Genomic DNA, 21,109 nt, shown 5'->3' on the forward strand with positions numbered 1-21,109 from the left:
GCGGATGCTCTCCACGCATGACTAACCGTACCAACCTAAATTGAGCTAGACTTTTGCACAACATCGGTTTAGTGTCTATTGAACCTATTCAAAATCGTTAAACAAAAATTGCCTTGTGAGTATAATCCAGCAAAATAAAGTGATTCTGATTCCAAATCGACAAGGTGCGGATCGTTGCCTCAATCTTAAGATATGTAAGATATCACTAAGAGTATCAACAGCGGGGTGGATTTAAAACACACTGTGTAGAGCTGCGTCAGCGAATTAACGCGCTTTTTGGAGGGGAAGTGAAAAAAGTAAATCAAATTCAGGAATATTTTAACTGGATATTCTTTTTGAAATGGGCATTGGGGGGCCAGTCCGTTGAGCAGCTTTGCCGACTTGTACCGCTTCGAGGAAGTAAGCTACGCATAGCGTCTGCGACAAGAGAAGCAACTAGCGTTATTGGGCATGAAATGCAAGGAGAAAAAACTTTCAGCAAGTTTTCCCCCGATCCCATAGTATCAAGTACCCATTACTTAGTCCCTATTAGGGGTGATTGCTTCCTTGTCAAAATTGCTCATTGCAGCTAGATATAATCGCTGGAGTCTACACCCATAAATTACAAGTGTCTAAGAAAGAGTTCCCAAACAGCTAAGGACACTAGCTAGCAGTGGGAAGCGTCAAAAAGCAGTGTCCAAGGGAAAATTGTACCAGGTTGACAAAGGAAGAGGTATGACTAAAGAAACATATATGGAACCCGCCTTTCTGTTGCCCGACTTGATTGAAATCCAGCGGTCAAGCTTTCGCTGGTTTTTAGAAGAAGGGCTGATAGAAGAACTGAACTCCTTTAGTCCTATTACAGATTATACGGGTAAATTAGAACTGCACTTTTTGGGTCATAACTACAAACTCAAGGAGCCAAAGTACAGCGTCGAAGAAGCCAAACGGCGGGATAGCACTTATGCTGTCCAAATGTATGTTCCCACACGTCTAATTAATAAAGAAACCGGGGAAATCAAAGAGCAAGAGGTATTCATTGGTGATTTGCCTTTAATGACCGATCGCGGCACGTTTATTATTAACGGAGCCGAGCGGGTAATTGTCAACCAAATAGTGCGATCGCCAGGTGTCTATTACAAATCAGAAATAGACAAAAACGGTCGACGCACTTATTCAGCTAGCTTAATTCCCAATCGAGGAGCATGGCTGAAATTTGAAACAGACCGTAACGATTTGGTATGGGTACGCATTGATAAAACCCGCAAATTGAGCGCGCAGGTACTCCTAAAAGCTTTAGGTTTATCAGACAACGAAATCTTTGATGCCTTACGCCACCCCGAATATTTCCAAAAGACCATTGAAAAAGAAGGGCAATTTTCTGAAGAAGAAGCCCTAATGGAGTTATATCGCAAACTCCGTCCTGGCGAACCACCCACAGTCTTAGGTGGACAACAACTTTTAGACTCCCGTTTCTTTGACCCGAAACGTTATGACCTTGGTCGCGTTGGACGATATAAGCTGAACAAAAAATTGCGCCTTTCTGTCCCAGATACCATGCGTGTGCTGACTCCTGGCGATATTTTGGCGGCTGTAGATTACCTGATCAACTTGGAATATGATATTGGTAACATTGACGACATTGATCACTTAGGGAATCGGCGGGTGAGAAGCGTCGGTGAATTGCTGCAAAACCAAGTAAGAGTTGGCTTAAATCGCCTAGAGAGAATCATTCGGGAGCGGATGACTGTATCCGATGCTGAAGTGCTAACTCCCGCTTCCTTGGTGAACCCCAAACCATTGGTAGCAGCAATTAAAGAATTCTTTGGTTCGAGTCAGTTAAGTCAGTTCATGGATCAAACCAATCCTCTGGCGGAGCTGACCCACAAACGCCGTTTAAGTGCCCTTGGTCCTGGTGGTTTAACCCGCGAACGCGCTGGATTTGCAGTGCGGGATATTCACCCTAGTCACTACGGACGCATTTGCCCCATTGAGACACCAGAAGGTCCAAACGCCGGATTGATTGGCTCCTTGGCAACCCATGCGCGGGTTAACCTGTACGGCTTCCTCGAAACACCATTTAGACCAGTAGAAAATGGGCGAGTTAGATTCGATCTACCTCCAGTCTACATGACAGCCGATGAAGAAGACGACCTACGGGTTGCTCCTGGAGACATTCCTGTAGACGAAACTGGGCACATTATTGGTCCACAAGTGCCAGTCCGGTATCGCCAAGAATTTTCCACCACAACACCAGAACAGGTGGATTACGTAGCAGTCTCTCCCGTACAGATTGTGTCGGTAGCAACCAGCATGATTCCTTTCTTGGAGCATGATGACGCTAACCGAGCGCTGATGGGATCGAACATGCAACGGCAAGCAGTCCCCCTACTCAAACCAGAGCGTCCTTTGGTGGGTACTGGTTTGGAAGCCCAAGGAGCAAGAGACTCTGGGATGGTGATTGTATCGCGCACTGATGGCGATGTCACTTACGTAGATGCTACAGAAATTCGCGTCCGTCCTAAACCTAACACCCCCGAAATTAAATACATCCTTTCCAAGTACCAACGTTCCAACCAAGACACCTGTTTAAATCAAAAACCTCTGGTCCGCATTGGTGAAAAGGTTGTTGCTGGTCAGGTATTGGCTGATGGCTCCTCCACTGAAGGTGGTGAATTGGCGCTAGGACAAAATATCGTCGTTGCCTATATGCCTTGGGAAGGGTACAACTACGAAGATGCAATTTTAATTTCAGAAAGATTAGTGCAGGATGATGTCTACACCTCAATTCACATTGAAAAATATGAAATTGAAGCTAGACAAACCAAACTAGGGCCAGAAGAAATCACTAGAGAAATTCCCAACGTCGGGGAAGATGCCTTGCGTCAGTTAGATGAACAGGGAATCATTCGCATTGGGGCGTGGGTAGAAGCTGGTGATATCTTGGTGGGTAAGGTAACACCAAAAGGTGAATCTGACCAACCGCCAGAAGAAAAACTCTTACGTGCCATCTTTGGTGAGAAAGCGCGGGATGTGCGAGACAATTCTCTGCGAGTACCAAACGGTGAAAAAGGCCGCGTAGTTGATGTGCGGTTGTTTACTCGCGAACAAGGTGATGAACTGCCACCAGGAGCCAATATGGTAGTTCGGGTGTATGTTGCTCAAAAACGCAAAATCCAAGTTGGCGACAAAATGGCAGGACGCCACGGTAATAAAGGGATTATTTCTCGGATATTACCGGCGGAAGATATGCCTTATTTGCCCGATGGAACACCTGTGGACATTGTACTTAACCCCTTGGGCGTACCGAGTCGGATGAACGTCGGACAAGTGTTTGAATGCCTCTTGGGTTGGGCTGGTCAAACCTTGGGAGTGCGATTTAAGATTACTCCCTTTGACGAAATGTACGGTGAAGAGTCATCTCGCCGAATCGTGCATGGCAAATTACAAGAAGCACGAGACGAAACAGGCAAAGACTGGGTATATAACCCAGATAATCCAGGCAAAATCATGGTGTATGACGGTCGTACAGGCGAACCTTTTGACCGAGCAATTACCATCGGTGTGGCTTATATGCTGAAACTGGTGCATTTAGTGGATGATAAGATCCACGCCCGTTCCACAGGTCCATACTCACTGGTGACTCAGCAACCCTTGGGTGGTAAAGCACAACAAGGTGGTCAGAGGTTTGGAGAAATGGAAGTGTGGGCATTGGAAGCCTTTGGGGCAGCTTACACTTTACAGGAATTGCTCACAGTAAAATCTGACGATATGCAAGGACGGAATGAAGCGTTAAATGCGATCGTTAAAGGTAAGGCAATTCCTCGACCTGGAACTCCAGAATCCTTTAAGGTGCTAATGCGAGAGTTGCAATCATTGGGGTTAGATATTGCCGTACACAAGGTAGAAACCCAAGCAGACGGCAGTTCCCTAGATGTGGAAGTCGATTTGATGGCAGACCAATCAGCCCGTCGCACACCTCCTCGACCAACTTATGAATCTCTTTCTCGCGAATCGCTGGAAGACGACGAATAATCAATAGTCATTAGTCCTTAGTTCTTTGTCATTAGCAAAAGACTAAGGACTAATGACCAATGACCAATGACTAATGACTAATGACTAAATATGAGACCTGCCCAAACTAATCAGTTTGACTACGTAAAAATCGGCTTGGCTTCCCCTGAACGCATTCGTCAGTGGGGCGAGAGAACATTGCCTAATGGTCAGGTAGTCGGTGAAGTTACCAAACCAGAGACGATTAACTACCGAACTCTCAAGCCAGAGATGGATGGCTTATTTTGTGAACGGATATTTGGTCCTGCAAAAGATTGGGAATGCCATTGTGGCAAGTATAAAAGAGTCCGTCATAGAGGTATTGTCTGTGAGCGCTGTGGGGTAGAAGTCACCGAGTCACGGGTGCGTCGCCACCGTATGGGCTATATTAAACTCGCGGCCCCAGTAGCTCACGTGTGGTATCTCAAAGGCATTCCTAGCTATATTTCCATCCTGTTAGATATGCCCTTACGGGATGTCGAGCAGATTGTTTATTTCAACTCTTATGTTGTCCTGAGTCCAGGTAATGCCGAAACTTTAACTTACAAACAGCTACTGAGTGAAGACCAGTGGTTGGAAATAGAAGACCAAATTTATAGCGAAGATTCTGTACTGCAGGGCGTAGAGGTAGGTATTGGTGCTGAAGCGCTGTTGCGTTTGCTTGCCGATATCAATTTGGAACAAGAAGCTGAAAGCCTACGCGAAGAAATTGGCAACGCCAAAGGACAAAAAAGAGCCAAGTTAATTAAGCGACTCCGGGTAATTGACAACTTCATCGCTACTGGTTCAAAACCAGAGTGGATGGTAATGGCAGTTATTCCCGTGATTCCCCCCGACTTGCGCCCAATGGTGCAACTAGATGGCGGACGGTTTGCCACCAGTGATTTAAATGATTTATATCGGCGGGTAATTAACCGTAATAATCGTTTGGCACGCTTGCAAGAAATTTTAGCACCTGAGATTATTGTGCGGAACGAAAAGCGGATGCTGCAAGAAGCGGTGGATGCTTTGATTGACAATGGTCGTCGGGGACGCACTGTGGTAGGGGCAAATAACCGACCTCTAAAATCTTTGTCTGACATTATTGAGGGTAAGCAAGGACGTTTCCGACAAAACTTGTTAGGTAAACGAGTTGACTACTCTGGACGTTCGGTTATTGTGGTCGGACCAAAGCTGAAAATTCACCAGTGCGGTTTGCCTAGAGAAATGGCAATTGAGCTATTTCAACCATTTGTGATTAACCGCCTGATTCGTAGCGGGATGGTAAATAACATCAAAGCTGCGAAAAAGCTGATATCCCGCAACGATCCTAGTGTTTGGGATGTGTTGGAAGAGGTGATTGAAGGACACCCTGTAATGCTAAATCGGGCACCAACGTTGCACCGCTTGGGTATTCAGTCTTTTGAACCAATTTTAGTAGAAGGTAGAGCGATTCAACTGCATCCTCTCGTATGTCCAGCCTTTAACGCCGACTTTGACGGCGACCAAATGGCGGTACACGTCCCACTATCGTTAGAAAGTCAGGCTGAAGCGCGGTTGTTGATGTTGGCTTCTAATAATATTTTGTCACCAGCCACAGGTAAACCGATCATCACGCCTAGCCAAGACATGGTGTTAGGGGCGTATTATTTAACAGCAGAAAATCCCGGTGCAACAAAAGGCGCAGGAAAGTACTTTTCTTCACTAGAGGATGTAATTATGGCTTTCCAGCAGGAGCAAGTTGACTTGCACGCCTATATATATGTGCGGTTTGACGGTGAAATAGAATCAGACCAACCGGATACAGAACCCGTGAAAGTGACGGAAAACGAAGATGGTACCCGCACATTACTCTATAAGTTCCGTCGAGTCAGACAAGACGCTAAAGGCAATGTAATTTCTCAGTATATATATACCACTCCCGGTCGCGTTATTTACAATAATGCTATTCAGGAAGCACTAGCAAGTTAGGGAATAGAGCATGGGGCATAGCGCATAGGGAAAATTACCAATGCCCAATGCCCAATGCCCAATGCCCAATGCCCAATGCCCAATGCCCAATGACTAATGACTCAGGACTAATGACTAATGACTAACGAAAAAATGATTTTTCGCAATCGGGTGGTTGATAAAGGTCAACTGAGAAATTTAATTTCTTGGGCCTTTACATATTATGGTACGGCGCGAACCGCAGTAATGGCGGACAAACTAAAAGATTTAGGATTTCGCTACGCTACCAAAGCAGGGGTTTCCATCAGTGTAGATGACTTGATGGTGCCACCAACTAAGCGATTACTGTTAGAAGCAGCCGAAGAAGAAATTCGCGCCACTGAAACCCGTTACCAACGGGGAGAAATCACGGAAGTAGAACGTTTCCAAAAGGTAATCGATACTTGGAATGGTACTAGTGAAGCTTTGAAAGATGAAGTAGTAGTTCACTTCAAGAAGACTAATCCCTTAAACTCCGTATACATGATGGCATTCTCCGGGGCACGGGGTAACATCTCTCAAGTGCGGCAGTTGGTGGGAATGCGGGGATTGATGGCAGATCCCCAAGGGGAAATTATCGATTTGCCGATTAAAACCAACTTCCGTGAAGGACTCACTGTGACGGAATACATTATTTCGTCTTACGGTGCCAGAAAAGGACTGGTGGATACAGCCTTGCGGACGGCTGACTCTGGTTATTTAACGCGCCGATTGGTGGACGTATCCCAGGATGTAATTATTCGGGAATTTGACTGCGGCACCACTAGAGGTCTTGCGATTCAACCAATGACAGAAGGGGCCAAAACTTTGATTCCTCTAGCAACCCGCTTGATGGGACGGGTAATTGGTGAAGATGTGGTGCATCCGGTAACAAAAGAAGTGATTGCAGCACGTAATACCCCAATTTCTGAGGATTTGGCGAAGAAAATTGAAAAATCTGGGGTGAGAGAAGTTGTGGTGCGATCGCCCCTAACTTGTGAAGCCGCACGTTCCGTCTGTCAACACTGCTACGGCTGGAGTTTGGCACACGCCAAGATGGTAGATTTGGGCGAAGCTGTGGGAATTATTGCCGCCCAAAGTATTGGCGAACCTGGTACTCAGTTAACCATGCGGACATTTCACACTGGTGGGGTGTTTACTGGAGAAGTAGCGCAACAAGTTCGTTCTAAAATCGATGGGACTGTTAAGCTTCCCCGCAAACTGAAGACCAGAACATATCGTACCCGCCACGGGGAAGATGCCCTTTATATTGAAGCTAATGGCATCATGCTTTTGGAGCCAACAAAAGTAGGTGATGTTACCCCAGAGAACCAAGAGGTTCACCTTACCCAAGGTTCAACACTGTATGTATTTGATGGAAATAAGGTAAAACAAGGTCAGTTGTTGGCAGAGGTTGCCCTTGGTGGACGCACAACTCGGACTAATACAGAAAAAGCAGTTAAAGATGTAGCCTCTGACTTAGCGGGGGAAGTGCAATTTGCTGAAGTTGTTCCAGAACAAAAAACTGACCGTCAAGGTAATACTACAACCACAGCCGCACGCGGTGGCTTGATTTGGATTTTGTCTGGGGAAGTTTACAACTTGCCGCCTGGTGCAGAATTGGTAGTGAAAAATGGTGATGCGATCGCTTCTAATGGAGTTTTAGCAGAAACCAAGTTAACCAGTTTGCATGGCGGTGTCGTGCGCTTGCCAGAAGCTACCCCAGGTAAGAGTACTAGGGAAATTGAAATTATCACCGCTTCTGTGGTCTTAGACCAAGCAACGGTGACAGTCCAAAGTTCCCAAGGTCGCAATAACTACTTAGTTTCTACTGGCAACAACCAAGTATTTAACCTCCGTGCTACGCCAGGCACAAAAGTGCAAAATGGTCAAGTGGTAGCTGAGTTAATCGACGATCGCTATCGCACAACCACTGGTGGATTCCTGAAATTTGCAGGTGTCGAAGTCCAGAAAAAAGGCAAAGCCAAGCTGGGTTATGAAGTCGTGCAGGGCGGTACACTGTTGTGGATTCCCGAAGAAAGCCACGAAGTTAATAAAGACATCTCTTTACTGTTGGTGGAAGATGGTCAGTTTGTCGAAGCTGGCACCGAAGTGGTGAAGGATATCTTCTGCCAAAACAGTGGTGTGATAGAAGTGACCCAGAAAAACGACATCCTGCGAGAAGTCGTGGTGAAACCAGGGGAACTACTGATGGTGGACGATCCCGAATCAGTTATCGGGCGAGATAACACCTTCATCCAACCAGGTGAGGAATTCCAAGGCAATGTCGCTACGGAATTGCGTTACATCCAGTATGTAGAGACACCAGAAGGACCCCGCCCTGTTGAGTCGTCCAGTAGTCGAGTTTGCCGTCCCTGATAATCCAGATGTGCCATCAACGACATCGGTAAGTCAACAAACCGGGCGATCGATTCAATTAAGAGCGGTGCAGCGACTACCTTACAAAGATTCAGAACGTGTCAAATCTGTTGAAGGTGTAGAACTGCTGCGAACCCAGCTAGTTTTAGAAATTGAGCAAGAAGGGGAACAAGACCATAATGCTTCACCCCTAGCAGCAGATATTGAATTAGTAGAGGATACTGAAGATCCAGAAGTTCAACGTTTACAACTAGTGATTTTGGAATCCTTGGTAATTCGTCGAGACATTACTGCCGATGCCACCCAAGGTAGTACCCAGACGACACTTGAGGTACACGATGGGTTAACCATCGCCCCAGGTTCTGTAGTCGCACGTACCCAAATTTTGTGTAAAGAAGGCGGGGAAGTACGAGGTGTTCAAAAAGGAACCGAAAACGTGCGTCGCTGTTTGGTGTTGCGCGACGCTGACAGACTTCCCATTAATACTAGTACTCAGCCAAAGGTAAAAGTGGGTGATTTGCTAGTAGAAGGTACAGAAGTTGCTCCTGGAGTTTTTGCCCCAGAATCAGGGCAAGTCGTCGACGTTAAAAATGTCGCTGCTGCATCTGGTGGGGAATCAGCTTTAAGTACTAAAAACTACGTTATTACTACCCGTATCGGTCGCCCTTATCGAGTCAGCCCTGGCGCTGTGTTGCAGATAGAAGACGGCGATTTGGTACAACGGGGTGATAACTTAGTATTGCTGGTGTTTGAACGCGCCAAAACCGGAGATATCATTCAAGGTTTGCCTCGGATTGAGGAACTACTTGAAGCTCGTAAACCGAAAGAAGCGTGCATCTTATGTCGGCGGGGCGGAGAAGTTAAGGTAGTTTACGGTGATGGTGATGAAGCGATCGCCATCAAGGTTGTAGAATCAAATGGCGTGGTAACAGATTATCCTCTGGGACCAGGACAAAATTTGATTGTGCCAGATGGCTCGACAGTATTAGCAGGACAACCCTTGACTGATGGCCCATCCAATCCCCATGAAATTTTGGAAATCTTCTTTAGCTTGGGTTCTGAAGATGGAATCTATGCTTGTGCTAGCCTTGCTTTACAGAAGGTACAAACCTTCTTAGTGAATGAAGTGCAAATGGTGTACCAATCTCAAGGGATTGATATTTCCGATAAGCACATTGAAGTAATTGTTCGTCAGATGACCAACAAAGTCAGGATTGATGATGGTGGTGACACCACAATGCTTCCCGGCGAATTGGTGGAACTGCGCCAAGTCGAGCAGGTGAACGAAGCTATGGCAATTACAGGCGGTGCTAGGGCACAGTACACTCCAGTATTATTGGGGATCACCAAAGCATCGTTGAACACCGACAGCTTTATTTCCGCCGCGTCCTTCCAAGAGACAACACGGGTACTCACCGAAGCAGCTATCGAAGGTAAATCTGACTGGCTGCGCGGATTAAAGGAAAACGTGATTATCGGGCGATTGATTCCGGCTGGTACTGGATACAATACCTATGAAGAACCAGGAGCGATCGATGACTATGCTGCTGAAATTACCAGTAGTGTGTTAGATGAAGTTGACGATCCCCTAGATATGGTCTTAGACGATCGCACAGCTCGCACCTATAATTTAGATTCTCCTACTCTTGGAGAATCTGGCTTTGGCAGCAGACGTGCAGAAAGGTCAATTCTAGATGAAGAAGATGAATTAATTGCTGACGAAGTAGTAGACGACGACGATTACGAGGAAGAAGAGGAAGACGACGAAGATGATTTCGACGATGAATAGAGACTTGAAATTTCGCGTCTAAAAGGTAAAAGGTAATATCGAGTCTGCCCAATTACCAATAACCATACCTCATCTATGCTAGCGCACCCCTTGCCAAGGGGCGCGCTAGTTCCAGTTTTACCCCTAACGAGCAAGTCGTCATATTCAATTAAAATAACGTGAGTTCGACAAGCCCTTTTTTCACCTCTCCCCCAACCCCTCTTGGACACGGAGAGGGGAGCCAAAACCTTAATTTCTCGTTGCTCCTCCCTTGACTTGTGGGAGAGGGAGGTTGGGAAGGAGAGGTTCATCAAACTCCTAAGAAAACGCAGTTTTCTTTCGCCCTTCCCGTAGGCGCGCCTTCGTTGGAGACTCACGTTAAAATAAGCGATCGCAATCAATAGACTAAAATTTTCTCTTTCACAGAGTCTAGTCATTGCTTAAAATCTTGTATTTAGTCCTCTTGAGAAGACTTTAGCTATTAGCTTGAGACTTTCTTTCCAATCGGGATAGCAACGAAGTGAATAATTGAAAAGATGTTGGGAATCATAACCCTAGAAAAAGAGGGAATTAAGCATTAGCTGTTATTTTGAATTTCATCTAACTTGGCACGTACTGCTTGAATATCTTGCCACATCAACCATTTTGGCGCACCTCTTTCTTTAGAAGGATTACGCAGCAAGTAAGAAGGATGAAAAATTGGCATACATAAACGCCCTTCCCACTCCAACCACTGGCCGCGAATTTTCGTAATCCCCCGCTTATCACCAGTGATTCCTTTGACAGCAGTTGCACCCGTTAACAGAATTATTTTGGGGTCAACTAAGCGAATTTGTTCTAGTAGGTAGGGTAGACAAGCCGCCACTTCTACAGGAGTGGGAACTCTATTATCTGGTGGGCGACATTTGTTAATATTGGCAATATATACATCATGCTCAGTAGTCAGATTCACCGATGCCAAAATTTTCTCCAGCAATTGTCCCGATCTGCCTACAAATGGTAAACCCGTTTCATCTTCATTTTGACCTGGCGCTTCTCCCACAACCATAATTGGTGCTTTGAGATTGCCACGTCCGACAACAGCATGAGTGCGAGTGTCTCCCAAAGCACAACGGTGGCAGCGATCGCAATGCTGTGTCAACTCCGTCATATCAGAATAAGTTCCGGGAGCGATCGGAATTTTCGCGTCCGTAGGAATCAGTTCTCGTTGATTAAAAGTTGAGTCGTCGAAGAGGCTGAGTTGGGTTTCGCTGCTCATGAAAATCAGGATTTTGGCATCAGCGCCAGCTGTTATATCTGAGTTAAATAGCCTTTTGGTTGCATATTTATCAGAACAATAAACTTTTGCTGAATACTTAATTAATTATACAAATCTTATTGTATCAGTTAATTTGAGACAAAATTCAGTCATGATAAAAGCAGTGCCGTCTTCAGATGCTGGGGGAAACCATGTCACATACCCCACTTTTCGCCGATCGTACCCATGCAGGTGAGTTATTGGCGCGAGTAATTCATGATGTTTTGACTCAGCAAACTATTGATTCTGGGGTAAAGCCTGTACCAATTGTTTATGCTTTGCCAAGAGGAGGTGTACCAGTAGCAGCACCAATAGCACGTCTTTTAGATTGTCCGTTGACAATTGTTGTGGCAAAAAAGATTAGCCATCCAGAAAACCCAGAGTTAGCAATTGGTGCAGTCACTACTTCTGGAAATGTTCTTTGGGCCGATCAAAAGCTATTTCGCTCCAAACATGATGTGCGGTGGCGAGAAATAGCTTTAAATAAAGCGATAAACCTTGCTAAATCTCTTGAGGCTCAATTAATTCCTGCTTGTCCGCAAGTAAATGCAGAAAATGCAACGTTGATCTTAATTGATGATGGTATTGCTACAGGTATGACAATAGCGGTAGCAGCAACTGCGATGAGAGCGCTTTCTCCAGCAGCAGTTTGGCTATGTACTCCAGTAGCGCCACAAAAATTGCTACCTTGGTTAGAACAGTGGGGCGATCGCACAATAATTTTGGAAACACCCGAACCTTTCTGGAGTGTGAGTAATTTTTATGCAGAATTTCCCCAAGTAGATACATTAGAAGTTCTCGTATATCTCCAACAACAAAAAACAATTGGGGGAATTGATCTGTGCGAGTAATTTTGAATTGCTTTCCAGTCTTACTTTTTAACTATTTGAAGATGTTCCCTGCTGATATTGCATAGCTTTAGCATAATCACCCAAGGCGTAACAAGCAACTTTCAGACTGGCAAGAGCTTGTTCTTCACTGCGACGATCTTTGATATTTCTAGCTAACAGCAAACGTTCTTCATAATACGTAATTGCTTTGTTATAGTCACCCAAAGCTTCACAAGCAACTCCTAAACTACTTAAAGACTGTTCCTCACTACGCTTGTCTTGAATTTCTTTGGCTAATTGCAATCGATCTTCATAATACTTAATCGCTTTAGTATAATCACCTAAAGCATAACAAGCATTGCCCAGATTCTTTAGCACCTGAGAAGCACTGCGAACATTTTTTAAGGAGCGCGATAGTACTACACATTGCTCATAATAGGCGATCGCTTTTGGGTAATTGTTCAATGCATACCAAGCATTACCCAAATTCTTAAGTACCTGTTCTTCGCCCCAATGATCTTTGAGTTCCCGCACAATCTCTAGACTTTGCTGTTGATACTCAATAGCCTGTGTAAAATTACTTAAAGCTTTATACACCAATCCCAAATTATTGAGTGCCGCGACTTGACTGCGTTTGTCTTGCAACTGTTGCGTTATTTTCAAACATTTTTCTAGAAACTCAATAGCCTTTTTATGATCGTTCAAATGACGGTATGCATTTCCTAAATGGGAAAGTGCTTGCATCTGCAATGCTAAATCTGAGGTGTTATTAAGCAAAGACAGACACTGTTGGGAGTAAGAGATAGCACCTTTGTAGTCTCCAGCACTGTAAGTTACCAATCCTAAAAAAGAAAGTACCTGTGCCTGTTTTTCTAAATCGCCAACAGCCTGAAACAGCCCCAAGGATTGTTGTAAAGACTTCATAGCCGTTATTAATTCGCCACCTTGCTGCTGTTGAATTCCTTGCCTTAGTAGCTTGGACGCTTCTGACAAATGGTCATCACTTTCTTGTAGAGGTATTATTTCTGCTTGTGAACCAGAGTCAAATTCATGAGTAATTGTATTACGCTTCACTGATTTTAGATATGTTATGGGTAATTGCAAGGGAACTGTATTTTTCGATCTGGTTATTCCATTCGCCTTTAGACATCAACTTCTTCCTGTGAAGTCTGGTGCTAAATCTAGTATTCCCAAAACCAGGGCGCATCTTTCATCAGTCCGCTTTACCACAGCATAAGTTTAGGACAGGTAAGAGTTATGTATAGCGATCGTTAATTGAGGTTTTCGGATTTCTGCTCATCAAGAGTAATAACTCTATAGCAATCTTAGAGCGTTTGCGATCGTCTCTATTTGTTATCTATTCGTGTTCTCTACGTCTGGAGTAGTTTGATTCAAAAACTATTTTTGACAAGTTTATTTAAGAGTTTTATTCTCAATATCTTTACTGTATGTATGGTGTAGAATATCCCGCACCTCCATTAAAATTTTTCCTAGCATATTTTTACCACTTCCATCGGCTCCGCAACCCCAGTAGAAATCGATAGGCGAGTTTTCAACAATTTCTACATCGTTTGTAGAAAGTAAAATATCTCTAATATCTGTATGAGTTTGAAATTTACGCAGCACAGCTTGCCGCATGATGTCATCTTTAACCTGTTCCCAATCTTGGCGTAAGGGGCGCGTTCTCTCACGCCCCATTCTTGCTGCATCTTTAGGTGTTTTAACTAGGCGGATTTGTTCTACATGAGGTGTACCCACAAACTTTTGCGCCTGAAAGTAGTGTTCGCTAGTTGACCAATACAATCCATCTAATTCAAAGCCGTGAGACGAAAAGTTAGAGAAACAGCCATACTTTTCACGAGTACTATAAAAATAAATTGTCATAAATTTTGATCCAATTTTTTTGAATTTACTGAATTTGTAAGTTTTTTATAAAACAGATGATTTATTTTCTGTTGATTCAATAAATGCTTCAAACTGACCATTCGGAGTCCACTGAATAGCCCCATCTCGTCCTGTAAAGAACAGTTTAGTTTTGGTTTGATTCAGTTCAGATAAAGTTTTTGTATCAAAGTTAGCAGAAGAAGCGATCGCTACTTGTGGTTGCAAAGCAATCACTAAATCTTTTAATGACTCAGGGGCACACCAAAGCACTTGCGGGCGAGGCAAACTTCCATTTTTAAGTAGTTGCTGTACCTCTTTAGATTTAACATTACCTACTAATAGCCAATTTTGATCTAAAATTTGCAATTGTAAAATTGGTAATTGGTCGTTGATTAATTGTGCTACTATCGAACCAGCTTTCACAGATTGACCAATTCCCAAAGGTTGATAAATTCCTTGATGTTTTTGTAGTTCCTGTTGAATAGCCTCAGTTGTAATAGAATTATCTGTTTGAGGTGAATATTCATAAAAATTATTAATTGGTAAACGTTGCATTAATTCAAACCAAGCATTACTTTCGTTACCTTGAAAATCAGTTGCAATCGCCCAATTTATTTGATTTACACCCTGCTGTTGTAAAAACGGTAAAATTGTAAAACGTCCTGTACCTTCATCGCCACTGTTAATGACAGTTACAGTACCCCGATCTTGAACGACTACAATTGGTTCTGTCCCCGATTCTAAGACTGTTATCCTAAACAATGTATTTTTAGAATGCCAAAGTGGGATGAATACTAAACCAATCGCAATCATATTAGCAAACCACCACCGCCTTTGCCACCACCGCACTAGCCAGACCAATATAATTAGTATATAAATCGCCAAAAGCTGCCAAGTAGATATACTGCCCACCGCCACAGAATTTCCAGGCAAATTGCTAAAAAAATCTACTAGTTTAATTAACCAATCAGTCGGGTAATGTAATATCCCTGCTAGGAAGCTTCCTGCATCAGTCCAAATTAAACCTACTAACGCACTGATGATTCCACCTATACTAATTATCGAAATTAATGGAGTACTAACCACATTCAGCAACAGACTATAAGATGGTACAACTCCAAAGACAAAGAGTTGCACAGGTAAAGTCCAAATAGTTGCAGCGAGGGGAACAGCAATCAAAGCAGCGATCGCAGGTGGTAGCCATGCTAGGCGATTGATTAATGCCGGTACTGTTACGATTAAGCCCAACGTTGCTAAAAAACTCAATTGAAAACCTAAATCCCAAATCCATAGAGGATTAAACACTAATAACAGAGTTGCTGCTAATAGCAATGACCCGAACTGTTTTACCTTCCTTTTTAATAGCAGACCCAACTAATGCCGCAAAACCCATAATTACGGCTCTGAGAACCGCAGGTTGAAAACCTGTTAAACTCAGAAAAATAATTAAAGCCAAAAACCCAAGGGTAAATTGCGTTGCTTTTTTTGCCCGCTTCGTTAACTGTAAGATCACACTCAAGATCAAAGAAGTTTGGAACCCAGAAGCTGCTAAAGCATGAGCTAATCCAGCTTGTACAAATAAGTCGCGGATATCATAGGGTAAATCAACAGCTTTGCTACCTAAAACCATTGCGCTGACAAGAGGCCCTTCAGGAATACCCAACCAACGAACTTGCGATCGCACAATTCGCTCTCGAATTTGCCACCATCCCCATTTACGTTCCGGCTCCAAAACATTTATTTGTCGCCCAATCAAACCAGCAAACGTTCCTTCCTGCTTGAGAAACTTCTGAAAATCGAAACCACCAGGATTGGAAGCCGCCTTTGGTTTGTACAAAATCCCAGTCACAGCAATTTGTTGACTAGGGTATAACCCAGTAGCCTGAAGTATAGGAACTGTCACATACAATTTGCCTGTAACGCCTTGTGGGACACCTGCTGCACCTTTATCGTTTTTAACTTCATCTAACTGAGTCGTTTCCAGCCAAAATTGTCCTCGTTGACTGCGAGTTAAGCGAGGATTACTCGCCACTTCGCCGCGTACAATCACAAGTTGTTCTTGATTGCTGTTATTTCCAGGCGGGACAAACTGACTAATATCTTTTGCACCCGGTTGTGGTATTCGCCATTGAAAATATAGAGTTGCCAATAATCCCACCAAGCCAGCAGCTAACCATATTCGAGGATGGGGAATCGTTTGCCAAGTATTAGGCACTGTCTTATTTTTGCTTCCAGCATTTTCTGGTTTCTGAGTAAATTGCTGTAATCTGGTGCGTCTTCTAAAAATAATTGCTCCCACTATCCCCAGAACCAAAATCCCTACACCACCCCAAGGAACTGCTGTAAGCAGCAAGCCAAAAATGTAGCTAAGACAAATAATTACACCACTGGTTTGAATCATAAGATTTTTGTAAAAGCACCTGGCAATCCGAATTTGCAGATAGTTTAAATATAGATAGGGCAGCAATCAAGAAAAATCGGCGTTGCTGAATTTGGTTATGAAATTCAAAAATCAAATATTCCAAACTCTTATTATCAGTGCTTGCAGCACCTCTACGTGAGCTTTTTATTTCTTTAAATCAGCAACAGCGAAAAGTTTTTATACTTGTAGTGAGTATAGTCCATCAAGTTTATACAAACAAAGCCCGCACAGGCGGGCCTTATCCTTGTAGCTTTAATGTTTTAGATTCAATATTTAACCGTCTTTGTGTCCTTTAGCAAAAGCCACATCAAAAAAATATACCTAGCTTAAACCTCAGCGGCACAAATATAAACAAAACACAAAATTGTAGTGAATTAAATTTGCCATAACTCTGCGTACTTTGCCTTTATTTTCCGTTACCTGGTTTTAAAAACGCTATCATTTTACACAAAACTAGTACTTAGTTCGTGTGTAGCCGCACCTTTTAGGATATTAAACTTCCTGTTGAACCTACAGTATCTTTGAGCAAAGGAAAACCTAACTTCTCCCTTTGCTCAACATATAAATGAGCTACCTTCCTAGCCAAATGCCGAATCCTAGCAATATAGCGAGTTCTCTCCGTCACCGAAATCACACCTCTAGCATCCAGCAGATTGAATGTGTGCGAACACTTCATTACATAATCTAAGCTAGGCAATACCAATGCTCGCTCCGTCAATTGTGTGGCTTCTTGCTCATACAAATTAAATAATGTCAATAGCAACTCAGGATTTGATGCTTCAAAGTTGTATGTACACTGCTCAATCTCACTTTGCAGGAAAACATCTCCATAAGTAATGTTGTCTGTCCATTGTATCTTGGTAAATGCTTCTACTTGCTGGAGATACATTGTTAATCGCTCTAACCCATAAGTTATCTCAATCGACACCGGACGGCAATCAATTCCTCCACACTGTTGAAAGTAAGTAAATTGAGTAACTTCCATACCATCTAACCATACTTCCCACCCAGTGCCCCAAGCTCCCACAGTTGCATCTTCCCAGTTATCTTCTACAAACCGAATATCGTGGTCTTCAGGACAGATACCTAAAGCCCTTAAAGAATCAAGATAAATCTCCTGAATATTATCTGGCGAAGGCTTAATTAGAACTTGGTACTGATAATAGTGTTGAAAACGGTTAGGGTTTTCACCGTACCGTCCATCTGTAGGGCGACGACAAGGCTCAACATAAGCAACAGCCCAAGGTTCCGGTCCCAATGCTCTTAAAAAAGTCTGGGGATTCTTAGTTCCAGCCCCTTTTTCAATATCGTAGGGCTGGGCAATAAGACAACCGCGCGTGCCCCAGAAATGATGCAATAAACTTATTACCGATTGAAAATTCACTCTTGTTCTATCCTTAGTCAACACAGTGCATAAACCATTGTTGCCTACAACCCGGCACTGTGGGCAGTTTCAGGAGAATCAAAAATTATCTAAAATCAATTTGGGAAAAATAGTTGACACGAGGAATTAGGTTCGCTATATTGAATAAGTGCTTGAAGCGGAGCGAGAAAGAGCAACGCTTAAAGAACACCGAACCTTGAAAATATTATAGTTTGAAAGCGATTATACAGCAAGTGTATTGCGTCAAGCAAATAAAAATAACTAAGCTGAAGTTAAAAAAGAGCAGCTATTGAGCTAAAGAGCTTTCCAATTCAAAACGGAGAGTTTGATCCTGGCTCAGGATGAACGCTGGCGGTATGCTTAACACATGCAAGTCGAACGGTGTCTTCGGACACAGTGGCGGACGGGTGAGTAACGCGTGAGAATCTGGCTCTAGGTCTGGGACAACCACTGGAAACGGTGGCTAATACCGGATGTGCCGAAAGGTGAAAGGCTTGCTGCCTAGAGATGAGCTCGCGTCTGATTAGCTAGTTGGAAGTGTAATGGACTCCCAAGGCGACGATCAGTAGCTGGTCTGAGAGGACGATCAGCCACACTGGGACTGAGACACGGCCCAGACTCCTACGGGAGGCAGCAGTGGGGAATTTTCCGCAATGGGCGAAAGCCTGACGGAGCAATACCGCGTGAGGGAGGAAGGCTCTTGGGTCGTAAACCTCTTTTCTTAGGGAAGAACACAATGACGGTACCTGAGGAATAAGCATCGGCTAACTCCGTGCCAGCAGCCGCGGTAATACGGAGGATGCAAGCGTTATCCGGAATGATTGGGCGTAAAGCGTCCGCAGGTGGCAATGAAAGTCTGCTGTTAAAGAGTCTAGCTCAACTAGATAGAAGCAGTGGAAACTACATAGCTAGAGTACGTTCGGGGCAGAGGGAATTCCTGGTGTAGCGGTGAAATGCGTAGAGATCAGGAAGAACACCAGTGGCGAAGGCGCTCTGCTAGGCCGTAACTGACACTGAGGGACGAAAGCTAGGGGAGCGAATGGGATTAGATACCCCAGTAGTCCTAGCCGTAAACGATGGATACTAGGCGTGGCTTGTATCGACCCGAGCCGTGCCGTAGCTAACGCGTTAAGTATCCCGCCTGGGGAGTACGCCGGCAACGGTGAAACTCAAAGGAATTGACGGGGGCCCGCACAAGCGGTGGAGTATGTGGTTTAATTCGATGCAACGCGAAGAACCTTACCAAGGCTTGACATGTCGCGAATCTTGATGAAAGTTGAGAGTGCCTTCGGGAGCGCGAACACAGGTGGTGCATGGCTGTCGTCAGCTCGTGTCGTGAGATGTTGGGTTAAGTCCCGCAACGAGCGCAACCCTCGTTTTTAGTTGCCAGCATTAAGTTGGGCACTCTAGAGAGACTGCCGGTGACAAACCGGAGGAAGGTGGGGATGACGTCAAGTCAGCATGCCCCTTACGCCTTGGGCTACACACGTACTACAATGCTTTGGACAGAGGGCAGCAAGCGAGCGATCGCAAGCAAATCCCGCAAACCAAAGCTCAGTTCAGATCGCAGGCTGCAACTCGCCTGCGTGAAGGAGGAATCGCTAGTAATTGCAGGTCAGCATACTGCAGTGAATTCGTTCCCGGGCCTTGTACACACCGCCCGTCACACCATGGAAGCTGGTAGTGCCCGAAGTCATTACTCCAACCATTCGTGGAGGAGGATGCCTAAGGCAGGACTGGTGACTGGGGTGAAGTCGTAACAAGGTAGCCGTACCGGAAGGTGTGGCTGGATCACCTCCTTTAAAGGAGACCTACACCCCTTAGAGATCGAAAAGCAAACAGCTATATAGATACTAAGTTGGTCATTCCTTAGGTCAGTCGCAGACATTTGCATAATGTAGAAAGCTTTCAAACTATGATGAAGGTTCGATATGGGCTATTAGCTCAGGTGGTTAGAGCGCACCCCTGATAAGGGTGAGGTCCCTGGTTCGAGTCCAGGATGGCCCACCTGAATCAATTAAAAATGTAAAATGCAAAATTAAAAATTTATTTCACTTTTAATTTTTAATTATCAATTTTTAATTGTATCTGGGGGTTTAGCTCAGTTGGTAGAGCGCCTGCTTTGCAAGCAGGATGTCAGCGGTTCGAGTCCGCTAACCTCCACCTGATAGTGATTGCCATTAAAAAATTTTGTTTGTGAGAGTTCAGCAACGTGACATTTGTCAGACTGCTGAGTAAATTCTCAGCCAGAACCATGAAAACTGCATAGGAACGCAAATTAGCAGGCAGACACAGACATTATCGAGTGCTGAGTGCTTCGGCTTAGAGTGCTGAGTAAAATCAGTGTGAAGTGACGAAGTAAGCAGAACTAACTAGAAGTGATTGTGAATGCAATAGTTAAAAGACCAAAAAATTTGAGTGGTCAAGCGAATAAGGGCTAACGGTGGATACCTAGGCACACAGAGGCGACGAAGGACGTGGTTACCGACGATATGCTCCGGGGAGTTGGAAGCAAACATTGAGCCGGAGATTTCCGAATGGGGCAACCCTAAATACTACCTGCTGAATATATAGGCAGGAAAGAGCCAACCCAGCGAATTGAAACATCTTACTAGCTGGAGGAAGAGAAATCAAAACAGAGATTCCCTAAGTAGTGGTGAGCGAAAGGGGAAAAGCCTAAACCAGAGGGTTTACCTTTTGGGGTAGTGGGACAGCGATATCGAATCTAGCGGTTAAACGAAGCAGCTAAATACTGCACCAAAGAAGGTGAAAGTCCTGTAGTTGAAAACTCAAGGATAGTAGCTCAATCCCGAGTAGCATGGGGCACGAGGAATCCCATGTGAATCAGCGAGGACCACCTCGTAAGGCTAAATACTACTGTGTGACCGATAGTGAACCAGTACCGCGAGGGAAAGGTGAAAAGAACCCCGGAAGGGGAGTGAAATAGAACATGAAACCGTTAGCTTACAAGCAGTGGGAGGACTATTAAAAGTCTGACCGCGTGCCTGTTGAAGAATGAGCCGGCGACTTATAGGCACTGGTAGGTTAAAGCGAGAATGCTGGAGCCAAAGGGAAACCGAGTCTGAAAAGGGCGAAACGATCAGTGTTTATAGACCCGAACCCTGGTGATCTAACCATGGCCAGGATGAAGCTTGGGTAACACCAA

The 21,109-nt window shown here is 44.4% G+C and carries 6 protein-coding genes, 2 tRNA genes, 2 rRNA genes and 3 pseudogenes (1 of these 13 only partly in view); 8 read left to right on the forward strand and 5 right to left on the reverse strand.

Features of this window, described 5'->3' with window-relative positions; all coding sequences use genetic code 11:
• The first annotated feature begins 714 nt into the window (after positions 1-714).
• The 3 genes and pseudogenes from rpoB (at position 715) to NSTCB13_RS03010 (ending at position 10,147) form a co-directional block, all read left to right on the forward strand.
• Complete coding sequence (rpoB, locus tag NSTCB13_RS03000; RefSeq protein WP_445629730.1) at positions 715-4,014, forward strand: DNA-directed RNA polymerase subunit beta; 3,300 nt, start codon at positions 715-717, stop codon at positions 4,012-4,014.
• Between the two features lie 90 nt (positions 4,015-4,104).
• Positions 4,105-5,982, forward strand: a complete 1,878-nt coding sequence (locus tag NSTCB13_RS03005; protein WP_322693495.1) for a DNA-directed RNA polymerase subunit gamma — start codon at positions 4,105-4,107, stop codon at positions 5,980-5,982.
• Between the two features lie 117 nt (positions 5,983-6,099).
• A pseudogene (locus NSTCB13_RS03010) lies at positions 6,100-10,147 on the forward strand (DNA-directed RNA polymerase subunit beta'').
• Between the two features lie 556 nt (positions 10,148-10,703).
• Here NSTCB13_RS03010 and NSTCB13_RS03015 read toward each other — a convergent pair.
• Complete coding sequence (locus NSTCB13_RS03015; protein ID WP_445629728.1) at positions 10,704-11,384, reverse strand: uracil-DNA glycosylase; 681 nt, start codon at positions 11,382-11,384, stop codon at positions 10,704-10,706.
• Positions 11,385-11,575: 191 nt separating this feature from the next.
• Here NSTCB13_RS03015 and NSTCB13_RS03020 point away from each other — a divergent pair, with 191 nt between their 5' ends.
• Positions 11,576-12,274, forward strand: coding sequence for a phosphoribosyltransferase (locus tag NSTCB13_RS03020; RefSeq protein ID WP_448271305.1), 699 nt, complete (start codon positions 11,576-11,578; stop codon positions 12,272-12,274).
• A gap of 27 nt (positions 12,275-12,301) precedes the next feature.
• Here NSTCB13_RS03020 and NSTCB13_RS03025 read toward each other — a convergent pair.
• From NSTCB13_RS03025 to glyQ, 4 genes and pseudogenes are all read right to left on the reverse strand, one after another.
• Positions 12,302-13,403, reverse strand: a pseudogene (locus NSTCB13_RS03025) (tetratricopeptide repeat protein).
• Between the two features lie 263 nt (positions 13,404-13,666).
• On the reverse strand, positions 13,667-14,137 hold the full coding sequence (locus NSTCB13_RS03030; RefSeq protein WP_445629725.1) for an NADAR family protein: 471 nt from the start codon (positions 14,135-14,137) through the stop codon (positions 13,667-13,669).
• 45 nt (positions 14,138-14,182) lie between these two features.
• Positions 14,183-16,538, reverse strand: a pseudogene (locus NSTCB13_RS03035) (ComEC/Rec2 family competence protein).
• Between the two features lie 505 nt (positions 16,539-17,043).
• On the reverse strand, positions 17,044-17,943 hold the full coding sequence (gene glyQ / locus NSTCB13_RS03040; protein ID WP_445629723.1) for a glycine--tRNA ligase subunit alpha: 900 nt from the start codon (positions 17,941-17,943) through the stop codon (positions 17,044-17,046).
• A 313-nt stretch (positions 17,944-18,256) separates the two neighbouring features.
• Between glyQ and NSTCB13_RS03045 the strand changes: the two genes are divergently transcribed.
• From NSTCB13_RS03045 to NSTCB13_RS03060, 4 genes are all read left to right on the forward strand, one after another.
• A 16S ribosomal RNA gene (locus NSTCB13_RS03045) occupies positions 18,257-19,745 on the forward strand.
• A 131-nt stretch (positions 19,746-19,876) separates the two neighbouring features.
• Positions 19,877-19,950: transfer RNA gene (locus tag NSTCB13_RS03050), tRNA-Ile, on the forward strand.
• Between the two features lie 83 nt (positions 19,951-20,033).
• Positions 20,034-20,106: transfer RNA gene (locus NSTCB13_RS03055), tRNA-Ala, on the forward strand.
• Between the two features lie 257 nt (positions 20,107-20,363).
• Positions 20,364-21,109: ribosomal RNA gene (locus tag NSTCB13_RS03060) — 23S ribosomal RNA — on the forward strand; it runs 2,151 nt beyond the window's last position.
• Together the 16S and 23S rRNA genes with 2 tRNA genes alongside form the textbook arrangement of a ribosomal RNA operon.

The organism is Nostoc sp. DSM 114160 (genome assembly GCF_053470305.1).